Origin of the sequence: Enterobacter adelaidei (assembly GCF_041937165.1) — a bacterium.
GTDB lineage: Bacteria > Pseudomonadota > Gammaproteobacteria > Enterobacterales > Enterobacteriaceae > Enterobacter > Enterobacter adelaidei.
This window is the reverse complement of the sequence record NZ_CP154353.1, coordinates 1,673,412-1,695,033: the sequence shown is the minus strand read 5'-3', so window position 1 is coordinate 1,695,033 and position 21,622 is coordinate 1,673,412. Positions and strand designations below refer to the sequence as shown.

21 protein-coding genes, 1 other RNA gene and 1 pseudogene are annotated in these 21,622 nt (G+C 41.8%); 8 read left to right on the top strand and 15 right to left on the bottom strand.

Annotated features, from left to right (window positions below; genetic code table 11):
• Window positions 1–4 precede the first annotated feature (4 nt).
• Window positions 5–553, top strand: a complete 549-nt coding sequence (locus AAHF05_RS08205; RefSeq protein ID WP_129325517.1) for a hypothetical protein — start codon at window positions 5–7, stop codon at window positions 551–553.
• A 258-nt stretch (window positions 554–811) separates the two neighbouring features.
• Here the strand turns inward: AAHF05_RS08205 and AAHF05_RS08200 are convergent, their stop codons facing one another.
• Entirely contained in the window at window positions 812–2,062 is a 1,251-nt protein-coding gene (locus AAHF05_RS08200; RefSeq protein WP_129325514.1) for a hypothetical protein, read from the bottom strand.
• A 143-nt stretch (window positions 2,063–2,205) separates the two neighbouring features.
• On the opposite strand from AAHF05_RS08200, the gene AAHF05_RS08195 reads away from it, so the two are divergent.
• Window positions 2,206–2,676 (top strand): GNAT family N-acetyltransferase, encoded by a 471-nt coding sequence (locus AAHF05_RS08195; RefSeq protein WP_332617400.1) that lies wholly within the window; start codon window positions 2,206–2,208, stop codon window positions 2,674–2,676.
• A 113-nt stretch (window positions 2,677–2,789) separates the two neighbouring features.
• A complete protein-coding gene (locus tag AAHF05_RS08190; RefSeq protein ID WP_282915899.1) occupies window positions 2,790–3,521 on the top strand; it encodes a helix-turn-helix transcriptional regulator in 732 nt (243 codons plus the stop codon).
• A gap of 157 nt (window positions 3,522–3,678) precedes the next feature.
• Here AAHF05_RS08190 and AAHF05_RS08185 read toward each other — a convergent pair whose 3' ends face one another.
• The 3 genes from AAHF05_RS08185 to AAHF05_RS08175 form a co-directional block, all read right to left on the bottom strand.
• Window positions 3,679–6,333: a DotA/TraY family protein gene (locus AAHF05_RS08185; protein WP_241697913.1), complete on the bottom strand. Its 2,655-nt coding sequence runs from the start codon at window positions 6,331–6,333 to the stop codon at window positions 3,679–3,681.
• Between the two features lie 19 nt (window positions 6,334–6,352).
• Window positions 6,353–6,877, bottom strand: coding sequence for a hypothetical protein (locus AAHF05_RS08180; protein ID WP_129325501.1), 525 nt, complete (start codon window positions 6,875–6,877; stop codon window positions 6,353–6,355).
• Window positions 6,878–7,196: 319 nt separating this feature from the next.
• On the bottom strand, window positions 7,197–7,961 hold the full coding sequence (locus AAHF05_RS08175; protein WP_129325523.1) for a hypothetical protein: 765 nt from the start codon (window positions 7,959–7,961) through the stop codon (window positions 7,197–7,199).
• A 1,451-nt stretch (window positions 7,962–9,412) separates the two neighbouring features.
• Here AAHF05_RS08175 and AAHF05_RS08170 point away from each other — a divergent pair.
• The 3 genes and pseudogenes from AAHF05_RS08170 to AAHF05_RS08160 all read left to right on the top strand — a co-directional run.
• Window positions 9,413–10,081 carry a DNA-binding protein gene (locus tag AAHF05_RS08170; protein ID WP_129325512.1) on the top strand — a complete coding sequence of 223 codons (669 nt, stop codon included), beginning with the start codon at window positions 9,413–9,415 and terminating at the stop codon, window positions 10,079–10,081.
• Between the two features lie 105 nt (window positions 10,082–10,186).
• Window positions 10,187–10,666 (top strand): DUF4756 family protein, encoded by a 480-nt coding sequence (locus tag AAHF05_RS08165; protein WP_129325513.1) that lies wholly within the window; start codon window positions 10,187–10,189, stop codon window positions 10,664–10,666.
• A 156-nt stretch (window positions 10,667–10,822) separates the two neighbouring features.
• Window positions 10,823–10,900 (top strand): annotated as a pseudogene (locus AAHF05_RS08160) (DNA-binding protein); the annotation flags it as partial.
• Between the two features lie 63 nt (window positions 10,901–10,963).
• On the opposite strand, the gene AAHF05_RS08155 reads toward AAHF05_RS08160, so the two are convergent.
• The 8 genes from AAHF05_RS08155 to AAHF05_RS08120 form a co-directional block, all read right to left on the bottom strand.
• The gene (locus AAHF05_RS08155) at window positions 10,964–12,073 is read right to left on the bottom strand and encodes a hypothetical protein (RefSeq protein ID WP_374936468.1); all 1,110 of its coding nucleotides are present in this window, start codon (window positions 12,071–12,073) and stop codon (window positions 10,964–10,966) included.
• Window positions 12,074–12,120: 47 nt separating this feature from the next.
• The gene (locus tag AAHF05_RS08150; protein WP_332617410.1) at window positions 12,121–12,666 is read right to left on the bottom strand and encodes a hypothetical protein; all 546 of its coding nucleotides are present in this window, start codon (window positions 12,664–12,666) and stop codon (window positions 12,121–12,123) included.
• A 320-nt stretch (window positions 12,667–12,986) separates the two neighbouring features.
• Window positions 12,987–13,229 carry a DNA-binding protein gene (locus AAHF05_RS08145; RefSeq protein ID WP_129324476.1) on the bottom strand — a complete coding sequence of 81 codons (243 nt, stop codon included), beginning with the start codon at window positions 13,227–13,229 and terminating at the stop codon, window positions 12,987–12,989.
• A gap of 137 nt (window positions 13,230–13,366) precedes the next feature.
• Window positions 13,367–13,663 (bottom strand): hypothetical protein, encoded by a 297-nt coding sequence (locus AAHF05_RS08140; protein ID WP_129324475.1) that lies wholly within the window; start codon window positions 13,661–13,663, stop codon window positions 13,367–13,369.
• A gap of 52 nt (window positions 13,664–13,715) precedes the next feature.
• Window positions 13,716–14,006 carry a hypothetical protein gene (locus AAHF05_RS08135; protein WP_129324474.1) on the bottom strand — a complete coding sequence of 97 codons (291 nt, stop codon included), beginning with the start codon at window positions 14,004–14,006 and terminating at the stop codon, window positions 13,716–13,718.
• Window positions 14,007–14,085: 79 nt separating this feature from the next.
• The gene (locus tag AAHF05_RS08130; protein WP_079811380.1) at window positions 14,086–14,295 is read right to left on the bottom strand and encodes an AlpA family transcriptional regulator; all 210 of its coding nucleotides are present in this window, start codon (window positions 14,293–14,295) and stop codon (window positions 14,086–14,088) included.
• A 195-nt stretch (window positions 14,296–14,490) separates the two neighbouring features.
• Window positions 14,491–15,351, bottom strand: a complete 861-nt coding sequence (locus AAHF05_RS08125; RefSeq protein WP_129324473.1) for a DUF6387 family protein — start codon at window positions 15,349–15,351, stop codon at window positions 14,491–14,493.
• Between the two features lie 15 nt (window positions 15,352–15,366).
• Window positions 15,367–16,608, bottom strand: a complete 1,242-nt coding sequence (locus tag AAHF05_RS08120) for a site-specific integrase (RefSeq protein WP_129324472.1) — start codon at window positions 16,606–16,608, stop codon at window positions 15,367–15,369.
• A 216-nt stretch (window positions 16,609–16,824) separates the two neighbouring features.
• On the opposite strand from AAHF05_RS08120, the gene AAHF05_RS08115 reads away from it, so the two are divergent.
• Both AAHF05_RS08115 and AAHF05_RS08110 read left to right on the top strand, forming a co-directional pair.
• A non-coding RNA gene (locus tag AAHF05_RS08115) (RtT sRNA) lies at window positions 16,825–16,961 on the top strand.
• A 170-nt stretch (window positions 16,962–17,131) separates the two neighbouring features.
• Entirely contained in the window at window positions 17,132–17,815 is a 684-nt protein-coding gene (locus tag AAHF05_RS08110; protein ID WP_129324471.1) for a DUF2076 domain-containing protein, read from the top strand.
• 81 nt (window positions 17,816–17,896) lie between these two features.
• On the opposite strand, the gene phoH is transcribed toward AAHF05_RS08110, so the two are convergent.
• The 3 genes from phoH to efeO all read right to left on the bottom strand — a co-directional run bounded on the left by phoH (window position 17,897) and on the right by efeO (window position 21,603).
• Window positions 17,897–18,685 carry a phosphate starvation-inducible protein PhoH gene (gene phoH / locus AAHF05_RS08105; protein WP_008503509.1) on the bottom strand — a complete coding sequence of 263 codons (789 nt, stop codon included), beginning with the start codon at window positions 18,683–18,685 and terminating at the stop codon, window positions 17,897–17,899.
• A 501-nt stretch (window positions 18,686–19,186) separates the two neighbouring features.
• Window positions 19,187–20,470: an iron uptake transporter deferrochelatase/peroxidase subunit gene (gene efeB, locus AAHF05_RS08100; RefSeq protein ID WP_129324470.1), complete on the bottom strand. Its 1,284-nt coding sequence runs from the start codon at window positions 20,468–20,470 to the stop codon at window positions 19,187–19,189.
• Between the two features lie 5 nt (window positions 20,471–20,475).
• Window positions 20,476–21,603, bottom strand: a complete 1,128-nt coding sequence (efeO, locus tag AAHF05_RS08095; protein WP_128348386.1) for an iron uptake system protein EfeO — start codon at window positions 21,601–21,603, stop codon at window positions 20,476–20,478.
• Window positions 21,604–21,622: the final 19 nt, after the last annotated feature.

Genomic DNA, 21,622 nt, shown 5'->3' with positions numbered 1-21,622 from the left:
AACAATGATTATCAAATCCGCTCATTTTTCTTGGGCGGGTTTGTTGAACCAACCTACAGGGATTAACATGCCAATAAAAGAGTTCTTAATTATGAAATCAAAAGCCTTTATTAACTTCATGCGCACTGAACTAAAAAACACATTTACAACACCTCCTTGCGAAAATAAATTAAGAAAGGTTATTTTTATTTTTTCTTTATTAAATGCCTTAAATATCATAGGTTATTACATCCTCACATATAGTATGCAAATCCTGTTCTTGTTGCCTATTATTTGGGGAGGGTTATTAGCACACGGAACTTACAAGCGCTATGGAGATTTGCTTAGATCTGGTTCTGATTGTGCTCTTTTTCTGGTGGCTACTATTACATCAGCATATCTCGTCATTAACACAGCAAGTGATGATGTCGATTTTTTTGAAAAGCATATGATAAATGGATTAGGTTTTTTGATTACATATGTTTTTGCTGTAGCTGCATCCGTTCGTTTTTATATCAGTGCAATAGATTTATATAATAGCTCTATTTCTTTTAAAAAATTAAAAGAAAAATGAAATCACTCATCCTTAGAGTCCATATCTGCCCTGAGGATGATATACCAAAATACATATATAAAGGTAAACAATAAATTAAATGCATAAACCTTTTGATTCATTGCTATTAAGTTCACAAAAACACTCACAATAAGAAATAAATAGTTCTTTTTTCTATGTTCTTGTAGATACCTGATGAATGACATAATAACCTCCATATTGAAAACATAGCAATTATTTAACATCTATCATTAATAAGTCAAGGCCGTCTACAGGAATTTATTCACTTGCCTGTGTCGCTCTTGTAGCATTAGTTTTTAAATTATTCAGCATTTGCTTATCAACCGGTTGCAGTTGTTGTCCTAACAGAGCCGCAAGCAAAATATTTGTGTCTTCTGTTCTTTCGATTTGAAGCATTTGTAATCTTAAATCAAGTGCCTGCATTCTTGCCTGCTCATGCGCAGTTTCTTTTTCATCAGCACTACTGATTTTTACCTGCCAAGCGTCAGCACCTGTTGTATCCGCATAGCGTGAATAGATCTCATATCTTAACATTTCCCATTCAGAGGGATTATCCGGGAATGTTGTGCCGGGGAATAGCGTCGCATACTTGCTTTTTACGGAAGCATCTGACCAAGCAAGGTTTGCTCCCTGCGTAGAGCCTAATGTGGATCCTATTTTGGCCCCTCTGGAGTTCACTGATACATTACTTGCTTTTTTCATTGCCAGTACGGAATCAATAGCATTTGTTCCAGCAGTGCTTCTGGAGACAAAGCTCGAAAAGGCGGATAAATATTCTCGACCTTCATTTGTGTCTTCTAATCCTTTGTTCTTCAATGGTTCAACGGGCAAGTTCCCTATAAGATTTCTTTTTGCCGCTTCAGCAACCTCAATCTGCTCAACAGAATAGGACTGATTCGAAACCTTATTAGACAATGCTTCGGATTTAGATAATGGTGGTGTAATTAGGCTTGATGCCGACTTATCTTTATCAGGATACTGACCTATAGTATTGCACCCGCCTCTGTTATATTTCACATCATCTTCAGAGCAAACATTTATTGATACTCTGCCCATGATGTTTTTCTTGGCCTCATTTATTCCGGTATTTGCTTGTGTAAACATCTTAACGCTGTTTTCAGATAAAGCCTCTTTCGCTGAGCTTGTATTTGATCCTGCTGCACCACGACCACCTGCGCTCGTGACTTCTTCACAGGCATTGGCATCAGGTATCCTGTTTAAGATATTTTTCATGCGCTGTTCTTGGATTGCCTGACTGGCATTACTGACAACAGCATTCTTCTGATTCTCATTTGCTGTTATTGTTGCTTGTGCCAGCTTGTCGTTCATTGAAACTAATGTTTCAATTATTCCATTGCCCATAGATTGAGGTGAAGCCCCCATAAGATACGGTGTCAAAATCTCTTCTGTGACGGGCCAGACAGCAAAAGCTGTATTTGTATATAACACAGAAAAACACAAAGCCGAAACCACTGTTATTCTCTTTAATTTAAATTTATTATTCCTCATCACAACACTCCTATCAACTTATTACCTTCTTTATTATTTAACCAATTAAATATAAGCTGTCAATTTTGAAAAAAATAATTTATTGGCATTGGTGCGGAAAAGTAGTATAACCAGAGTGTTATAAATTAAACGGAGTGAGTGTCATGGTTGAGGAAGTTATTTTCCCGCAAGAAAAACAACAGATTCTGGATGAAATAAACGGATGGCTTACCACTGTCTATCCTTATAAAAAATCACCCGCATATCTTTGTGACCCGATTGATAGAGCCAGCAATTTTTTCCGTATTGATACTCACAGGAAAAAGTTCAGTATTTATCTCAGATTTGGGAAGACATGGGCATCCTCTCAGAATAAATCTATCGTCATCGCAAAAATCCGCTTTGAAAAGGAACGTTCAGGTCATGGTTCAACGTTGCTAAATTTATTGGCAGTTATAGCACAAGAATATAATTATGAAACGATTGCCATTGAATCAGTTAATGATAATAGTAGGAATTTTGCTTTGAAATTTGGTTTTTCAGAATATCAAACCGATAATGATTATATCATTACAACTGACAAACTTGCCACTGTACTTAAAAAATCACATGAATCAACGCTTACCTTGGGGTAGAATTCATGAGTCATACAGTGTTATGGCTGTTTCAAATTAGGGTCCTATCCCCCACACGAAATATGATAACATTTCTTATACAATATATTCCCCTGAAAAATAAGGAGTTGCTGATGCTAAGAATTGAAGTAGAAACAGCAAAGTTGATTGTTGGAAACAGTGAATTTTTAATCGAAATACCGAAATCATTATATGAAGTAATTTCAAGTCAAAATAAAAAGGACCAATTAACAACGATAAAAAATAATGAAGCAGAAAAAATAGAGTTTTTTTTAAGAGATAGATTATATTTTGACATAAGGCCACCAAGTAAAAGACAAATGGATTACATAATAGCAATAGCAGAAAAATTAAAAATAAAGATTAATAAAAAAGTATTCGAAAGCACATCCATAGCAAGTTCCTTTATCGATAAGTATAAAGATGCTTTTGATAAAAAAGTAGAAGAAGAACAACAAGCATGGGTTGAGTATCAAAAAAGTGATGAATATAAAATTCTTCAGCAAGTTGAAAAAGCAATAAAACGACATTTTATAAGATATAACACAACAAGAAAAAAATTAATTGCAAAGCAGCTGGTTGAATCTGGTTTATCTATTAATGACGTCGCGGAAAAAATAGGTGTCACAACAACCACCATTAATAAATATTTGTCTGAGGTGGCAGATATAACTGATAAAGCTATCACCAATGTTAGTTCATGGATAACATTCCATTATTTATTATCAGGAATGGTATTCTCTAACAAAGAAAAATTAACCCCTAGCGAATGGAGAGACACTTTTATAAATTTATCAATGAAAAATAGATGGTATGAAGAAGCTTGGTTTTTTACAGAAGAATAAAACCATATCAGAGTAATATCTTTATTAAAACAGGCTGTGGCGATATTTTATTTTCGATGCAGCCATTTCAACTTTGTTTATAAGGGAAAATATAAAGTGAGTTTCATTGCAGATAATAATCAGTTAGAAAGAGGACCGAAGCCCTCTTAATATCACATTATCTGTCATTACTTTCAGTGGGTGATGAACTACCACCGGAAGATCCACTACCGCTCCCTTTCTCTGGAGCCTTAAAGCTTTCAATTGGTGAAGCTTGGGCCTGTAAACTTACAGGCAGCAACGGTCTGTTATGTTCACCAAACGATACCGCTCTGTTAGCAGCCTTTTGAGCTACATTCATATAACCCGCTGCGCCTGTTGTATCACCAACAGCATCTGCTGCCTCAGCCGCATTGTAAGCCGAGTTAGCACTTTCAAGAGACTGATATTCATCCTGCTGATCCAGTGGGCCAGCATTACTCATATGAGTTCTGAATGCAGATCCCGTATCATTGGCTTTATTAGCTGCCTGTGCTTTCCCCTGTTTAGCCTGTTGCTGTTGTTGAAGCTCACGTTGCTGTTCACGGTCTTTGTTGATTTGCGCATTCCTGATCTGATTACCCATCGCATTTGAGGTATGAGAAACCTGATCCAACACGGTTTTGGTGAACATAGCACCTTCAACACCTTTTGATGCCGACTGAGCGTAACCCGACATGCTCTGACCACCATGAACACCAAGCCACTTCATAATTTCATCAGGGATGATGTGAATCAGTGAAAGTGATTTCTTCACTACCGTGAACATCATGGCAATATACACAGCAATGAGGGCCAGTGACTCGATGATACCTATCCCGGCATTGGCTGACATCATGCCAAACGCGCCGGAGAATGTTTCATTGACGATCCCACCAAGGATAGGGAGCATCGTATAGGCTGCTATTAATCCTGTTATCATTAGCGCTGGTCGCATGGTCAACGATAAAACCAGACCATAACCAGCGCCACCACGACCCACTACGCCATCACCATCTGGATGTAAATGTGTTATTACCCATAACGGTGCTGCAACCATTGCTTCAAGGCACAGGATCATCCAGCCTACACAAACACCAAACCACATAACATAAGGTAGCATAGGAATAACGACGGCTAAGGTATCACCTGCTATCCATAAAGGGATAACCAGTGGCATAACAATCCCCATAGCGCCAAATGCACCTGATACCCAGCTTGCAGTCCATGATGTCCATGCGCCAAGGCCCGCGCCAACAACCGCAGAACTCCCTAATAGCGTCCAGCCAGCGGCACTGATCGTATCCCCAAGTCCTTTAACAGCCAGTAACGGGTTTATCGCCTGTAAATTGGCAGCGGTTGTGTCCGTCGAGAATGCGACAATTTTTCCCTGCTTTCTGCCATTAATAACGCTGGAGCTGAGAAAACCCGCCATTGCACCAGAAATGCTCTTATTCGCTTCACTCTGAAGAGACGAAACAATTTTACCGGCATCTGCTGTTTTCGGACCTTTACCACTTTTACCACTGGTATTGGCTTCTGTCTGGTTTTGCGCATCAATCCCATTAGCATATCTTGAAGCTGTCGTTGATCTCGCCATATCCTGAGCCACTTTAGCCATAATCGCATTCAGGGTATTATCGAATATATCGCCGTATTCCATAGTCTGTTGTCCGGCGACAGGAAGGTTATGTGCAGCGCCGTTAATCGCGTCCTGAACACGGATAAGCTTCATACTCCATGCGCCAGCCATAAACCATCCATCTTTCTGGACATTCTCCTTGAAATCATCCCACTGGTCGCCAGTGGAGAAAACTGTTCGTACTGCAGTATCAATAATGGATACATATGAGGCCGTTGCGCTGTTTATTCCGGTCTGAATATCAATATTATTATCGGCCACATACTGTTCAGCCAGCGTTTTCATACTATTATCAAGACCGATGAATGCGGCATTGTGTGCCTCAATAACATCTGAAATATTCGTCTTTATATCCTGTGGCATATAAGCCATATACATGCCGCCAGCAGCAATGGTAGCCTGAGCTTTAGCCTGTTCGTCATAAGAAGCTTTGGCCTTGGGGTCTGTAAGCGTGATGCTTCCACATGCAGCCTTGGATACCAGTAAATTTTTATTCATATCATTACCGGCATTGCTGGCTCCATAACTGTATGTGTATAAATAGGCACCTTTCTCCGGCGTCATTTCAAACGCAGGCGTGACGTGCGGGAAGGGATCGGCTGCTGCTGATTTCTTCCATAATTCACCCGCCTTCAACATACAGACGTTATTGATAAACGCAGTTTTCGCTATACGGTCAAGTTCCTGATAAGACGCTGATGTTGTGATAACAGCCCCATCTGAGGGGTTGGATGCATAGGTATTCCAGACGGTATCTGCCAGACCGACTCCCTGATTAATCATCCACAGAACCATAACCTGAGCGGCACAGAAACCCCCTGCTGCCGGGAGTATCATTGCCGTGCCTAATGCAGTTCTTACGGGCAACCACATGGAAGACCATTTCTTACCCAACATTTCTCCGTCATGTGCCGTTGACATGGTTCCGGCAATCAGCGTATATGCAGCTAAAATGCCTCCAACCAGTAAAACAGCGCTGTTGAGGATTGTCATTGTGCTCGCTAAAGGACTCTGGGCTAAATTGTCAGGAAATAAGATATCCAGAAACCACAACTTTGACTTATCAGTATCCGGGACGGTAAATAAATCTGCGGCATAAGCTGACTGAGTTAAGAACAGGCAAACTAATATTGCTAATAATATCAACACTTCCTTTTTCTTTATATTTATCATTATCATATTCCTTTGTTGCTTACTTCATTGAGTTACTGATGCTGTTCCAAACATCGGTTCCGTTGACAGTTGCTCCCGATCCTGATGAAGAGCTTGTTCCTGTAGAAATACTTCCACTTGCGACATTCCCAAGGACGGGCATATCAATGGAAATGCTTTCGGATATATTTCCGGTCAGTTGACTGACTTTTTCTCTCGCAATCGAACAGGCTTTACTTATTGCCGCTTCCTTAGTTTTTTTAATTATTGAATCCACAGAGGGAAGATTAATGCCGAGGTTTCCGGCGGGCCATGCGTCCGTGCAGCCAATAGTCTCAAGCGACTGATTGATGTTATCCATGAAATTCTTCGCTACCGGCTCTAACTGAGCCGCATCCTGCTTCATTGCGTTATATTGCGCTTGTTTTAATGATGAGCTGACATCCGGGCTACAGACTGCTGAGTTAGCTGTGGTTGCTGAAATTAATATTGTTGCGGGAAGGATTATTTTGAAAATGCGGACACATACATTTGTTCGCCATTTATTTTTACTAAGTTTATTCATTTGATACTCCTTTGATTTATTACATTTTATTCACCATATTTTCTTCTTCTGATTAAATAAAAACACAATGCCTTATTAATATATATTAAATAAAATAGAATTAATCAAGAGAATGATAATTTAATTTGACAATGACTTTATTTTTGATTATTGTTTAAAAGTAAATAAATGACTACTCCAAAAATTTATTACAATACTCTGAAGAGGCCAGTTTATCTGGCTTCTTTTAATTTAATAAGGATTTCATCTTCCACATCCCAACGTTTAAAATATGAATATATGTGTATAAAAAGTTCAGAGAAGTCGCGTTAATGGATCACTAAATATTATCCCAATCTAACGGTTCTTCTGGTGGCACAAGACTTGTGTACTCTACAGAAGGGATTTTATTTATACTTTCACTCTTCACTAACCCTTGAGACTTTTTAGCCTGCAATCTTGCGATTAACAAATCTATGTCATCTTGGTTATTAACTTCTTGTATAACTGCTTCAATTGACCTGTTTTTATCTTTAAGTGTGCTATTGCCGCCGCCATTGACGACTATGCTTTCGGGTTGTTCTTCCATTGCTTCTTTCTTTTTTATAATCTCTGAAACAAAGCGAGCACGATCACCATTGAAGACAATAGCAGGGTTTATGAAATACCAGTTTTTCTCATTGGTTTTAGCAATAATACGTTTTTCGATGAGTTCTTTTATCCCTCTGTAAAAGATAGATTCAGACAAGACAAAGTGATCTATCTTTTCCGCAAGAGACATTGCCTTTTTACAGCTCAGGTAGAAATGATCTTTGCCTATCGCATCCTGATATATTCGTAAAAATATGAAAAACACTTTGTATGCAGTTTTCGTGAGATCAAAGTATGCTTTTATCTGAGAGGTATAGAGTTTAATGAACTCTTCTTTATCGACCTCTTGCGTATGCACGATATTGGCGAAGTAGCTTTTACCTGTATCTTTTTTTTCGATAAGTTCTGTGCCTCTTAAAACGGTCAGATTTTTCTTTCGTATTTCAATCTTTAGCTCTGTCTCAAAGCAAAAAGGATTTAATCCTAAATCCAAGTCAACGTCTATTTCATTCATTTCAGTATTACCTCTTGTTATTTTATTTATAATTAAATACCATGCACAAAATAGATATCAAGTTTTTTGCATATTTTTTTGCGAAAATATTTTAGAAATCGCAAGTATTCCAGTGACTAGAATTTAAAACACAGTCATTTTTAGTTTATAAAATGACATAGAAACTGACTACAGAGTCAGGAAAGCTCACTGTACAGTCAGGAATACTGACTACAGAGTCAGGGACACTGACTGTACGGTCAGTCGTATATTTTCGTTCTAAGCCTTATGCCGTAAGGGCTACAGGCCGTTTTCTTCTTAATTTAATTTTGCAAGAAGTAAGAGATAATACTTAATAGGATTAAAAGAAACCGGGCGATTTTATGATCACCATATGGGGTTTCAAGCTCAAAATGATTAGCCATTTATGAATGAAGTTTATATTTTTATTGTAAAGCGTTCCTCTCTGTTTGATTAAAATCCTTTTTTGATAATATCCACCATCTATGAGCTAACGCTCATGTGCTGACGCACGGCTACGCCCTGACTCTGACATTAATATATTTTCTCTTGATAAAGTAGTTCAATATTTCTAGTAAAGACGTAAAAGATCGGTTTTAGATCGTTTTATCATTCAGTTATAAAAAAATGATCCTATGTTTGAACATAGCATTACTGTGATAAAATATAACATTCACTCTTGATCGTATAGGAAAACTATATTCATAAAAGCAGCACTTAGTGATTGTTCAAGACAATCACATTGCTGGAGCAGGGTTCATCCCTGTTAGTGATGGATTTATCCAAAAAAGATCGCGTCGAAGACGCACACAAAGTAAAAGGCAAATTAATTAATCTCTCACAATAAAAGCAGCGATTCGTGATTGTAGAAAACAATCACTCCGCTGTAATAACAGAATAAGAAAAATAAACAGATTACACCATTGGTGCCATTTTCATAAGGCACAAATAAACTTCATCGCAAAACGTTTCTGGACAGATCAATTAAGAAATATTTCAATACAATTCATCCTTCATTGCTGAAAACCTCCAACGCCATTCATAAAACAGCAGGTGCCATTCAACAGGCACACATTCCCTTTTACTATATTAAACTTATTACTATATTACAGCTGTTATTTCTCATATAAAACAATATATTACAGAATAAAGGTTATAGGTTCCTATAACTATGGTTATCGATATCTATAACTCTGATTATAGTTTACTATAACCATAGTTAGCAAAAACTATAACTATAGTTCCGCACTAAAACTATTATTCAATAACTGGCGGACATTCCACTCTAAGTAAACTTATTCCAGCCAGAAAGTAATAAGCTTTTTATCCATCATACTCAATGGATAGCTCTCCACTATTTTATAACTTTTTCCACTTATTTTTGACTTTGTTATTGACGATAGTGTTTAATCTGTTATGTATTAATAAAAAACAATAAAAGGAAATATACGATGACACAGATAGATTTCAAATCCCTTAACGACTTATCACCTTTTGAGCTAAAGCAGTATATTGATGATCACCATTTCACCAATGAACAGAAAGTACAGATATTCGAACATTATTACAGCACACATAAAGACATTACCAATATCTATTCAAGAAAAGAAAACATTAAATCTATCAAAAAGGATGTTGATTATGTCCATATGTTCACAAAAAACTTTCAGCAACTCGCAGAACTTGATATTTCAAAGAATGAACTGAAAGTTATCGCAAGGATCTTAAATATCATGGAGTTTGGAAACTGCTTTCATATCTCACAAGCAAAGTTATGCCGCGATTTAGACATTAAAAAATCAAATATGTCTCTTGTTTTTAAAAAGCTCAAAAAGAAAGGGATCATTATTGATAAAGATGGTGATCTATTTATGAACTCCAACATATTTCTTAAGGGACAAGCGCATTCTATCAATGCCAAACAACGCCCTAATGTCAAAAAGGCGCAGGGATTTGTTGTTGATGAAAAAGAACAATTTGAAAACGTTTATACTTTTCGAACAGGGACTGATGAAAGTAATAAGATGGACAATAATAGTAAACCGTCCACCGACAATGAGGATTTGATACTACAGTCCCCTGATGAGATGCCCGAATGTCTTTTTGAAGAGATAGAGTAATCGATATTTTACAAAAAATATTATATTAAATATTTCTCTTTAATTTGACACTTACACTACACCTCGTAATATAAATATATCCACTATTTTATAACGAGGTTTTATATGAGAAAAGTAAAAACAGACAACAGTGATTTAATCCAGTATTTAGCGACAATAAAAGAACTAAAAAATCATATTTTGATAGAACAATACAGGAATGAATACCGTAGGCTACGTTCCGATGATGTTCCTTTAATTAAAGCCCAAAAGTTTAAATCTGCACACACCGAACTTCGTAGACTTGAAAAAAAGAGAGAATCTCTTATTGAATACTTTATTGATGAGCTTAACCCAATAAGCAGTTCAAAAGCTAACACATCAGCAAAATCATCAGGTAATCTTGAACTGTTAAACGAACGTGTATTATACCGTAAAGCAATCTCAGAAAAGAGTGATGAAGAAATAATTGCCTTGGTCATAAAACAGCGTACAGAAGCCGCTGTTGAGTTCCAGCGTTCTATTGAACAAAGTCTTGAGCAACTCTCTCACATCTCGTCACAGTTCGAGCCATCAAGCCAAAAGCGTAGGAAAATGTCTCTTTAAAGAACTGCTCTATGTTATTCGTATAAAATGAGATTTATTATATTGCTTAACCGATAATATTTACTATATTATTTACGGGTTGTTTTTTGACTGTTCAACCATACCGCATACATTAGTTTTATTAAACGCCCATTTTAAAACACCGGATGACATACTATGAGTGAAGTTCTCAAGGCACTGAACAATATTCGTACACTTCGCGCGCATGCTCGTGAAACAGATCTGGCAACTATGTTAGGAACTTGATTATGCCTTCATTAAAAATAGAAGGCATTGGATGATTTCTCATTATAACTTTCATGTGAATTCATGATAAATAGTATTCAAACTTTTTGCTGCGTAAATTTCATCTCTGGTTGGTGTAAAATGAAGAGTAAATCGATTACCAACATACATTGGTAATTCTTTGTTTGAATAATAAGATAATTTATCAACGGCCTGAATCAGAATAGCAACCACATCACCTTCATGCAAAGTGTTTTTATTAGAGGAATCCAAAAACCTAATCAGTTCTCTTTCTAAGTATATGATAGCATCATACAATTTTAATTTATGAATATCAGGAATGCTCTTAATCTTTTGTATGTCGTCTAAATCCTCTCTTGCAATTTTAATACAGTATTCTAAAAAGGTTTTATTTGATTGACCGCTTAAAGGGAATTTCAATCCTAAACTGGTGAACATTGAATAATTCACCTGAAAATTATTTTTAAATCTTAATGAACTTAAAATATCCAGATAACTTTGCTTTGTTAGAAATCTATTAGCTGCATCAGAAAAACAATTATCATCGATACCCAGTAGATAAATGACAAGGTTCGCTCTTCTTGCTTTAATCTGACTTATTTCAATATAACAATTTTGGCCCAATCTAAACTTATCATAAATTTCAGGATACAAGTTAAATAAACTATAAAATATAGCTGCTGCTGTAATAGACAGATATAAAGCACCTATATTTGATTGCATATCTTGATAACTAAAAAATAGCATTGGTGATATGATCAATAATACAAGTAAAAATCTTTTATCAATACACATTAAAAACATGGCGGCAATGTGTTTGTTTTTAAACTTATGATCATACCATCTGTCATAAATTAGTTTACTGTATAAATCAAGGGTTTTTATTTTCATACGAGTTACCAATTGTTTTATCGCTATTTGATTATTTTGCATCTTATATACATTTCTATAGTCAATTTTTATTATATGTTTTTTTAACTTACGTGCTAATGTGATTTCCTTTTGTGCCCAAGGAGATAGGTGATAATTATCCGAAATTATAGCCATGAAATAATCAGATGATATTAGTTCATTAAATACCCGCTGTTGCTTGTTTTTACTAGTATTATGCAGTAAATCTATATAACAAGAATAACCCAGTTTCTTTATTTTCGCCTCAATGACCTTCAGGCTATAGATATCTAATTTATTATCTCGTGTCGTATAGCTTACGAATATTCTCTTTTTTTTTTACTTGAAACAAGAAGGACTACAATCGATGAAACGAATATAAATATTGACAGCAGCATTACTTCCATTGATGTTGTTAAATAAGTTAATGCTACATATGCTACAAATGCCATTAAATAAATAGTTATATACATGACCATACTAGAGTTAAAAAAAGAAGATACCCAGTTTGTATCTTTTAATGAAAATAACTCTATATTATTTTCAACGCATAAGAGTTGTTTGAATCTAGATTGACGTTCTCTATTCTTGCGCTGAAAGAAATACGTTGTCGCGTCAGTAATGTGAAATAGTATTGTTATTAATAAGGTTATACAAATCGATGTAAATATTATATCGATATCAGTATTTTTAACATCATTAGAAAAATTTAATTTAGATAAGAAAAAACCATTAAAAATACCTATAGTTGTTATACATAATTTCTTTATTTCAAAAGATGATTTGCTGATTTCTAATATTGAAGCATGAAGCTCTTTCACTTCATTCATTATTATATTGTTTTCTTCTTTATTATTACTCATTTTTCATATTATATATCTGTGTACAATACTATAATTATAATCTTTAAATCTAAAAAGATAAAGATCTTTTTGAATTTAAAAGTTACTGGTTCATCCCCAAAATTAATCGATGCAAACATAAGTAGGGTTTTCTCTTAATCTGAATTACGATACTTTCCATTAACTGCTCACGTTACGACCAATCGGAACACTGCCATTCTTCACGGCTTATTGGATCACTTGCGCTCTCGAACCAATTCTCTGTTCTTACTATGTGAAGCTCCCAGCCCATAACCACCTCCATGTTTTTGATGTAGATACATTATTATACAAAACTCTTATCAGTCAATGAGATCTTCTGGTGAAATTCGGTCACACGCCATTTTCTCAAGCAATCTTTGTGCTCTTTTCATTTTCAACTTATGAGCCTTCTTCTCACGAATCTCCTGATAGTATTCTTCACGACGTTCGTTGACTACGCTCCTGAACTTTTTCAAAAGCTGTTCCAGTGTTTTAATGTCAGTAGTTGCGGCTTCTGCTTGGATTTTTTTATACATATACATCACATGAAATTCATCAATCATTTTGACTCCTTGGATTGGGTATTTTTAACAGGATAATGTTTTCAAATATTTGTCAGAACATTTTCACTGTTAGTTTTTAGCCTTCATATCAGATTTTTTATCAGCCCCATGAAGGGGCAGATAAACGTCAGAACACATCAATATATTGACTCCGCCAGAACGGTGTAGTGCATTTTAGCTAATGCCTGCTTAACCTCTTTAAAATCCACCTCAGACAGTTTTTCAGCAGCATTCTTTTTCCATGCTTTTTTCAGAAGATGCTTCTCAGCATTTCTCATCGCCAGATCGATTAGTTTACAGACAAACTCATGATCCATTACATGTGTCATAATCATATTTGATGTCGTTTTGTCCTTTGAGTTAAAAAGCTCCGCGTAGATATGCAAGGACACAACATAAAAGATTTCAGTAGATTTATTTTTAAATATATTCATTTTTATTTCCTCTTTAGTTTAATGTTGGAATAGCAAAATGTTTGTATGAGTATTAGCGGTATACACACTTATAGACAATCCAAAGCTGACGAAGATGTTGCTTTACTTTCGCATAGTTAACACTCCCGGATATTCGATCTTTTTCTTGTTCACCTTCAGTCCCATAAAAACTTTTCTTTGTTTTATCGATAATATTTTCGATCACTTCGTTCATATCCTTCTTATTCTTCAGCAAGTGGTAGAAATGCACAGGCTGGTTTCGTAGTCGTTTATTCAGATAATGGTTATACAAACATTCGGCTTCACTGATAAACTGCTCTGTCGTATTAAGTTCTATTTTCATATATTGCCCTTTTATTATTTAAGATAATAAGAGTCCCTGAGCGAAAATCATCTATTCGCCCGGAAACGGTATTTATGTTTTATGCTGCGTTCTGGCGTGAGTTCCGAATAGTGGCTTCAATCCATTCATCTATCTCGCTTTCAACAAAAGCGACCGTCCTCGGCCCTATCTTCACCTGCTCAGGAAAGCGGCCCTGCCGGATAAGTTCATACAGCTTGGTTCGACCAAAGCCCACTCGTCTTAATACTTCCGGGACGCGGATAAATCTCTTCGTTGTGTTATTTTTCATCTTTATCTCCTGTTTTGTTTCAACAGGAGCTATGGTAGCCAGAACTGACATCGCCGGATGCAGACATCAGACAACTCTTTTCTTCGGGAAAATAGAAGGGTGCGGTTTTCGGGGAAAAATAAATTTTGTGGATTTCGCTGGGTTTGAAAAACGGGGCCAGCCTTCGTTGCTGACCCGTCGTGAAGCGGGATAAGCTCAGGCCGTCTCCTCCTCATCCATCTTCATCACATCAGCGATTTTCGTGTCCATAAGGTAGTCATTTTTGCTCAGCCAGAGGTTAAACAGACGGTCAAATTCACGCGTCAGCGCCCTTTCAGCAAGCGGCCTGTCGGTATCCTTAATCTGAGCTCCTCCCCTGATCACGTTCGAGTCATCGGGATAGAGCAGCCTCGACATCTGTTCATACGAGATCCGGGCACCATTGCGTTTTTCCCACAGCATCAGATCCAGCATCGGGATAATCCTGTAGTGGATCAGCTTCTTCACCGTACTGAGGCCAAACCGGGACGTGTTAATCGCCGGTTCGCCAGTGCCATACTCTTTTCGCCACTGGGGAAGCATTCTTTTCACATGCTCCACCACTTCCTCATCAGTCAGCAAGGCGATATTCAGCCACAGATACAGCGGGTGATCGGCGTTCAGCTCATCAATATCAGTCAGCCTGCGTCTGCCATCCTCTTTCGATACGGGTCCTGACGAGCCATCACCGCGCCGGAGTATATCCAGTTCACGCAGCCGGGCTTCATAGCGACCAATATCAGCGACCGTGATATGCCGGACATGAAGGCTGGCATCAGTGAGAGGATTGATTTTCCGGGCCGTTGGTGCTTTTGTCGTGGAACTGACCAGAAGGGGATTACCCGCCAGTATCCGGGCTTCATACTCCAGACATCGCAGGCGACGGGTATCATTCCCGTAATCGAAATCATACCGTAGCAGTGAAGCTCGCCGGTTGATTTCATCGCTCAGGTCGCCAGCCGTAATCTCCTGTAAAACATCATAATTGCGCAGGCTGAACCATCGTTTTACCGATACCATCACTTCACTTGCTTTCATTCGCATCCCTTCTGTTTATGCTGCCTTATCGACAGGCTCATATCCGCAATAATCGGTCCAGTCATCCATCAGCGCAACGCGTTTGGGCCACAGAGTGCCGCGCTGGTAGGCTGCTTCTGCTTTATCCGCTAACTGATGGGTCAGCGCATGTTCAATCACTTCCCTTTGGTAGGATGTGGTCTCCCCGGCCCATTCCCTGAACGTGGAGCGAAAACCATGCTGGGTTAAATCACTGCGGCCCATGCGCTTTAATACCGCTGTTAATGACATATCCGACAGTTGCCCGCCGCGCGGAGCAGGGAAAACAAGATTATTGTCCTTAAACCGGGGCAGCATTCTGAGCAATGCCACCGCCGCATCAGACAACGGAACACGATGTTCTTTACTGGCCTTCATCCTTTCTGCCGGAATAATCCACGTTTTTGCCGCCAGATCGATTTCACTCCATTCTGCTCCCCGAATTTCACCGGAGCGGGCCACTGTCAGTATGGAAAATTCCAGTGCTCTGGCCGATACGCCTGTCCGGGTACGAAGTTCAGCCATAAACGCACCAAGTTCACCATACGGCAATGCAGCATGATGTTTTTTGTTCTGCACCTTACTTGGCATTGGCAACAGCGGCTTCAGCATCCCCTTCCACGCAGCGGGATTATCCCCTTCAAGGTATTCTTTCGCTTTAGCGTAATCCAGCACAGTTTCAATACGACCACGCACGCGGCTGGCGGTTTCGTTTTTGGTTAACCAGATGGGTTCCAGTATCGACAGCAGATCGGTCTTGGTAATCTCACCCACCCTTTTCTGACCAATAACCGGATAAGCATAGGTCTCCAGTGAAGAGCGCCACTGTGCGACATGCTTTTTGCTCTTCAGTTCACGCCCCTTAATTTCCAGTACGGCTTCCGCACATTCGTGGAACGTCTTCTGTTTACGGGCTGTTTTTTCCTGATGTGCTTTTTGGGCATGTTTTTCTCTGAGCGGATCAATGCCATTACGGATCTGCCTGCGCAGTTCACGCGCCTTATCACGCGCTTCTGCCAGTGAAACTTCCTGATACGGGCCAAGACCCATATTCAGTCGCCGGGGAACGGTCTTACCTGCCCTGTTTATTCGGGTGCCCATCGCAACGCAAAGGACCCATGCGCGTGAGCGCCCGGCGATCCGCAGATACAATCCGTCAACACCACCCACCGCATAGCGACCTTCCGCTTTAAGTCTGGAAACGGCTAAGGCGGACAGTTCTCTGGCTTTCTTTGGCATAACCCTCACTCTTCTGTAATGCATCCTGTACTGCATAAAATGACGGATTTACGAAAAGATAGCAATACGTCAGCGAACAAAGAATAATGACAACACATTGTATATAAAGAAATAATCATGATTAATGCGAATGATAATGAACGTAAATATGGCAGACCCCCTCACCGCCATATTTAAAGAAGAGCTCGCATGAAAATGCGGGCTTTTTTTTCGCATGTTGCACTCATGCAGGGGGGATGAGAATCCCCGACCGGGGTTCGACAACTGGCGACAGCCAGTTGGACAGACTGAGAGCGCAGCGAACAGGCTGCCCGCAGGGCGAGCAAAGCGAGTCAATCCCCCCCTCACCGCCATATTTAAAGAAGAGCTCGTACGAAAGTACGGGCTTTTTTTTCGCCCAAAAGCAGAGCGAGTTTCAGCTAACTTGCAACCAATCTTAAACAAACATTTCACTCTCCAGACACAGTTTATCACCGCTGATAAACTAGGTGGTATCCCCCCTGGAGAGCGGAAGGTTATTGTCATGCAATATGAAGAACAGCAGCTAATCAACGGCCTTTTCGAACGTCTGAAACAGACCGGACAACAAAACAGCCAACGGGATGCCGATGCAGAGCGTCAGATCGCGGAATTCGTCAGACAGCAGCCTGCGGCCCCCTACTATATGGCGCAATCGATTTTGATTCAGGAAGCGGCGCTGAAACGCCTACAGTCCCGGGTTCAGGAGCTTGAAAGCGAATTAGCCGCGCAAAAAAGCAAACCCTCGACGGGCGGCAGTTTCCTCGGCGGCCTGTTTGGTGGCGGGAAAAGCAACCCGCAGCCGGACAACAGCTGGAATGCCCAGCAGCAACAGCCACCGGCGCAGGATTATTCACGGGCGGCAGCGCCAGCTTCGGCTCCTCGCGGCGGCAGTTTTATGGCAGGCGCGCTGCAAACAGCCGCTGGCGTGGCCGGTGGCGTCGTGCTGGCCGAGATGCTGACCAGTATGTTCCATCAGTCGCGGCCGGAAGAGATCGTGAACATCATCGAAGAACCGACAACGCCCGCCGGTAATGAGCCGTTTATCGGTAATCAATACGGCGACTTTAATAATGTCTCTGACACCCGCTTCCTCAACCAGGACGATCCGTTCGGCAATAATAACGACATCTGGCAGAACGACGATGCAGATGACGACTACAGCGATGATGACGACAGTTTTATTTAACGACGTTAGCTAAAGTGGCTTTAAACATACAAGGGAAAAGAACAAAGCCCGGCTTCCCGGGCTTTGAACAGAACAACAAACTCAATAATACGCTTGCAGCGTGCGCTGACACAGCGCCGATCGCACGCAGTCATCTTTGGTGAAGCGGACCACACCAATCATCTCATCTTCCTCAAAACGTGACATAGCGTCGCTCAGTCCGGATTTCACGCCGGATGGCAGGTCACACTGGGTAATATCGCCGTTAACGATAACCGTCACGTTCTCCCCGAGGCGCGTCAAAAACATCTTCATTTGCGCAGCGGTCACGTTCTGAGCCTCGTCAAGAATGACGACCGCATTTTCAAATGTACGTCCGCGCATATAGGCGAACGGCGCGATTTCCACCTTGCCAATCTCTGGCCGCAGGCAGTACTGCATAAAGGAAGCCCCCAGTCGCTTCACCAGCACGTCATAGACAGGCCTGAAGTATGGGGCAAACTTCTCCGAAATGTCTCCGGGCAAGAAGCCGAGATCTTCATCAGCTTGCAGTACCGGACGGGTGACAATAATCCTCTCCACGTCCTTATGGATCAGCGCTTCCGCCGCTTTGGCTGCACTGATCCAGGTTTTCCCGCATCCGGCTTCACCGGTTGCAAAGATGAGCTGTTTACTCTCGATAGCATTCAGGTAGTGCGCCTGAGCCTCATTGCGCGCCACAATTGGAGAATTGTCACGGCTGTCCCGCGCCATGCCAATTGCTTCTACGCCACTCATCTGCACAAGCGAGGTGACCGATTCTTCTTCACGCTGTTTATGGCTACGTGAATCCCGTCTCAGCACACGTTTTGCTTCGCGACGAGCTTTGATCACTGCTTTTTGTCTTCCCATGGATAGCACCTTGAGTTGTTGGTATTCATCACACGCGCCAGTTTCAGCACGATTATGCGCACGAACATCAGAGGGTTGGCTTCCTTGTAAGCCATTGCTTGCTTTATCGGATGACGATACGGAACAGCTACGCGCACCGTTCTGCACGTCGGTCGAATGAGATTCTTGAGGAAGGGGGGAGAATTTAGTGGTGAGGAAATCGCTGCCGGAGTCTGAGCCTCCGCGCCGGGTGCTGCGGTTGTTGTGTTTACCATGTCCAGTACAGGACGCAACCATTCGCGATCTCCATAGTGATTCAGCATCACTGCCGGGAACTACCGCTGTCTTATCTTAATTACATCAGGTGTTATCATAAATGCAACATTTATTTTACCTGATTGCAACCTTTAAGACTGTCCCTACAGTTGAAATCAGTCTCATACAGAAATATTACAGAAATATAACAACAGAATTGTCATATGAAAAAATAATGTCCCTGCGAACGTGGCGCAGGGACAGCGATCAGGCCTCAATCAGCCCTTGAGCGAGATACGCGTGTTGATCGCGTACGCCTGGCAGGGCAAAGAAATAGCCGCCGCCGATAGGTTTAATGTACTCTTCCAGCGCTTCTCCATTTAGCCGCTTCTGCACGGTCAGGAAGCCTTTTTCCAGATCGTGCTGATAGCAGACGAACAGCAGCCCCATATCAAGCTGGCCGGAGTTGGTTACGCCCAGAGAGTAGCTGTAGCCACGGCGCATCATCAGGCTGGACTGCGTCTCTTTGGTGCGCGGATTAGCCAGACGAATATGGCTGTCCAGCGCAATCACATCGCCATTGGGATCTCTGGCGTAGTCGGGCACGTCATGCTCGTTCTTCATGCCGAGCGGTGCCCCGCTTTGCTTATCGCGACCGAAGATCGTCTGCTGCTCTTTGAGCGGCGTGCGGTCCCAGAACTCCACGTGGAACTGAATAATCCGCACTGCCTGGTAGCTACCGCCAACGGCCCACGCTGGCTCGCCCTGATCGGCAGTGACCCACACCACCTCCTTCATGAGCGCACCATCGTGGCTGTCCGGGTTGGCCGTACCGTCCTTAAAGCCCAGCAGGTTAACCGGCGTCTCTTTCCCTTTACTGCGGGCAGCATGGTCCGAGATAAACCCTTCCCGCTTCCAGCGCACGCTCAACAGATCCGGCGTGTGCTTGATAATATCCCGAAGGGCGTGGATCACCGTGTCCTGGGTATTGGCGCAAATCTGCAGAAGCAGGTCACCGTGACAAAGAGCAGCGTCCAGCGAGTCATTCGGGAAACGCGTCATTTTCTGCAGCGCTTTTGGCTTCTGTTTTGCCAGTCCATAGCGCGCATCAAACAGCGATTCACCGAGCGAAACGGTCATCGTCAGATTATCCGGGGCGATAAACGGCCCCAGGATACCGGAGTCCATGGGCGGAAGACGCGGATTTGGCGTTTCCGGTGCCGGCCCGCCTGCGGTGAGAAACGCGATACGTGTCGTCAGCAGACGGAACAGACGCTCCAGATCGGCTTTATCACTCGCCAGTGAGTCAAATGCCACCAGCATCATCGACGCCTGCTGCGGTGTCAGAATGCCCGACTGATGTTCACCGTAAAACGGCTGCGTCTCCATGCGAGCATTAGGGGACAGCGTGCCGGGCGCGCTTTGCGGTTTCGCCGCATGCGCCACCGGACACCCACCAGCCAGCGCAAGAGCGCCCCCCAGCGCCCCTACCCCTTTTAGCAACCGACGACGTGAAGGCTCAATCACCTCGCTTTCGTTATGCTTATTCATCGTGCTTAGTCCAGACCCAGTACGCCACGCAGCAGGGAGAGATCTTCTGCCAGGGCGGTAATCGGGCCTTTAAGCGCGTTGCGGTCGGCATCGGTCAGCTTATCGTAGGTTTCAAAGCCGTCTTTGGTTCGGTACTTCGCCAGAATGGAGTCGACTTTTTTGAAGTTAGCATCCACTTTAGCCAGCAGTTCGCTGTTCTCTTTCTGCAGTTGAGGACGCAGCAGATCGACAATTTTTTGTGAACCGTCGACGTTGGCCTGGAAATCCCACAGGTCGGTATGGCTGTAGCGATCTTCTTCACCGCTGATTTTGCTCGCGGCCACTTCTTCAATCAGCCCTGCGGCACCGCCCACCACTTTTGACGGTGGGAAAGCCAGCTCGCTGATGCGCTTTTGCAGCTCCAGCACATCACCGTTCAGCTGCTCAGCGTATTTCTCCATCCCTTTGGTGGAGTTGTCGCCAAACAGGGCTTTCTCCAGACGGTGGAAACCGGTGAATTTCGGATCGGCGGCTTTCTGCTCGAAATCGTCTTCGCGGGCATCAATGCTGCCATCAAGGTCAGAGAACAACTCGGCAATCGGCTCGATACGCTCGTAGTGCTGACGGGTTGGCGCATAGAGGGATTTCGCTTTTTCGATATCACCTGCTTTCACCGCATCGGTAAAGGCTTTAGTACCCGCAACCAGGTCGGCCGTCTCTTTGGAGACATACGCTTTATATGCGGTAATCGCCTCACCCAGGCTCAGCACCGCCGCACCTTTCGTCGCATCGGCCGTTGCTTCACCTTTGACGATCAGCTTACCTTTAGGGTTAGTCAGTAGACCGCAGGTCATCTCATACTCGCCCGGCTGCAGGTTGGCGGTCATCTTCTGGCTGAAGCCAGGAGCGATATTTTCGCGCTCTTCCACCACCAGTACACCCTTCAGAATTTCCCACTCCAGCGCCTTCTGGCTGTGGTTCTGGATAATAAACTGGGTCTTGCCGCTGTTAACCGTGAGGGTCATCGGCTCACACTGCTTGTCATTGACGGTGACTTTAACCTGAGGAACATCCGCACCCCAGGCGGAGAATGCAGAAGCGAACAGCGCGGCGATGCCTGCGCATAATGCACTACGACGGAACTGAATTGCCATGGCTCTTCCCTTTAAAAGT

Excerpts from the sequence above, each read along its gene's own strand:
- AAHF05_RS08205 (WP_129325517.1), top strand. The coding sequence starts at position 5 with ATGATTATCAAATCCGCTCATTTTTCTTGGGCGGGTTTGTTGAACCAA.
- AAHF05_RS08200 (WP_129325514.1), bottom strand. The coding sequence starts at position 2,062 with ATGAGGAATAATAAATTTAAATTAAAGAGAATAACAGTGGTTTCGGCT.
- AAHF05_RS08195 (WP_332617400.1), top strand. The coding sequence starts at position 2,206 with ATGGTTGAGGAAGTTATTTTCCCGCAAGAAAAACAACAGATTCTGGAT.
- AAHF05_RS08190 (WP_282915899.1), top strand. The coding sequence starts at position 2,790 with ATGCTAAGAATTGAAGTAGAAACAGCAAAGTTGATTGTTGGAAACAGT.
- AAHF05_RS08185 (WP_241697913.1), bottom strand. The coding sequence starts at position 6,333 with ATGATAAATATAAAGAAAAAGGAAGTGTTGATATTATTAGCAATATTA.
- AAHF05_RS08180 (WP_129325501.1), bottom strand. The coding sequence starts at position 6,877 with ATGAATAAACTTAGTAAAAATAAATGGCGAACAAATGTATGTGTCCGC.
- AAHF05_RS08175 (WP_129325523.1), bottom strand. The coding sequence starts at position 7,961 with ATGAATGAAATAGACGTTGACTTGGATTTAGGATTAAATCCTTTTTGC.
- AAHF05_RS08170 (WP_129325512.1), top strand. The coding sequence starts at position 9,413 with ATGACACAGATAGATTTCAAATCCCTTAACGACTTATCACCTTTTGAG.
- AAHF05_RS08165 (WP_129325513.1), top strand. The coding sequence starts at position 10,187 with ATGAGAAAAGTAAAAACAGACAACAGTGATTTAATCCAGTATTTAGCG.
- AAHF05_RS08150 (WP_332617410.1), bottom strand. The coding sequence starts at position 12,666 with ATGAGTAATAATAAAGAAGAAAACAATATAATAATGAATGAAGTGAAA.
- AAHF05_RS08145 (WP_129324476.1), bottom strand. The coding sequence starts at position 13,229 with ATGATTGATGAATTTCATGTGATGTATATGTATAAAAAAATCCAAGCA.
- AAHF05_RS08140 (WP_129324475.1), bottom strand. The coding sequence starts at position 13,663 with ATGAATATATTTAAAAATAAATCTACTGAAATCTTTTATGTTGTGTCC.
- AAHF05_RS08135 (WP_129324474.1), bottom strand. The coding sequence starts at position 14,006 with ATGAAAATAGAACTTAATACGACAGAGCAGTTTATCAGTGAAGCCGAA.
- AAHF05_RS08130 (WP_079811380.1), bottom strand. The coding sequence starts at position 14,295 with ATGAAAAATAACACAACGAAGAGATTTATCCGCGTCCCGGAAGTATTA.
- AAHF05_RS08125 (WP_129324473.1), bottom strand. The coding sequence starts at position 15,351 with ATGAAAGCAAGTGAAGTGATGGTATCGGTAAAACGATGGTTCAGCCTG.
- AAHF05_RS08120 (WP_129324472.1), bottom strand. The coding sequence starts at position 16,608 with ATGCCAAAGAAAGCCAGAGAACTGTCCGCCTTAGCCGTTTCCAGACTT.
- AAHF05_RS08110 (WP_129324471.1), top strand. The coding sequence starts at position 17,132 with ATGCAATATGAAGAACAGCAGCTAATCAACGGCCTTTTCGAACGTCTG.
- phoH (WP_008503509.1), bottom strand. The coding sequence starts at position 18,685 with ATGGGAAGACAAAAAGCAGTGATCAAAGCTCGTCGCGAAGCAAAACGT.
- efeB (WP_129324470.1), bottom strand. The coding sequence starts at position 20,470 with ATGAATAAGCATAACGAAAGCGAGGTGATTGAGCCTTCACGTCGTCGG.
- efeO (WP_128348386.1), bottom strand. The coding sequence starts at position 21,603 with ATGGCAATTCAGTTCCGTCGTAGTGCATTATGCGCAGGCATCGCCGCG.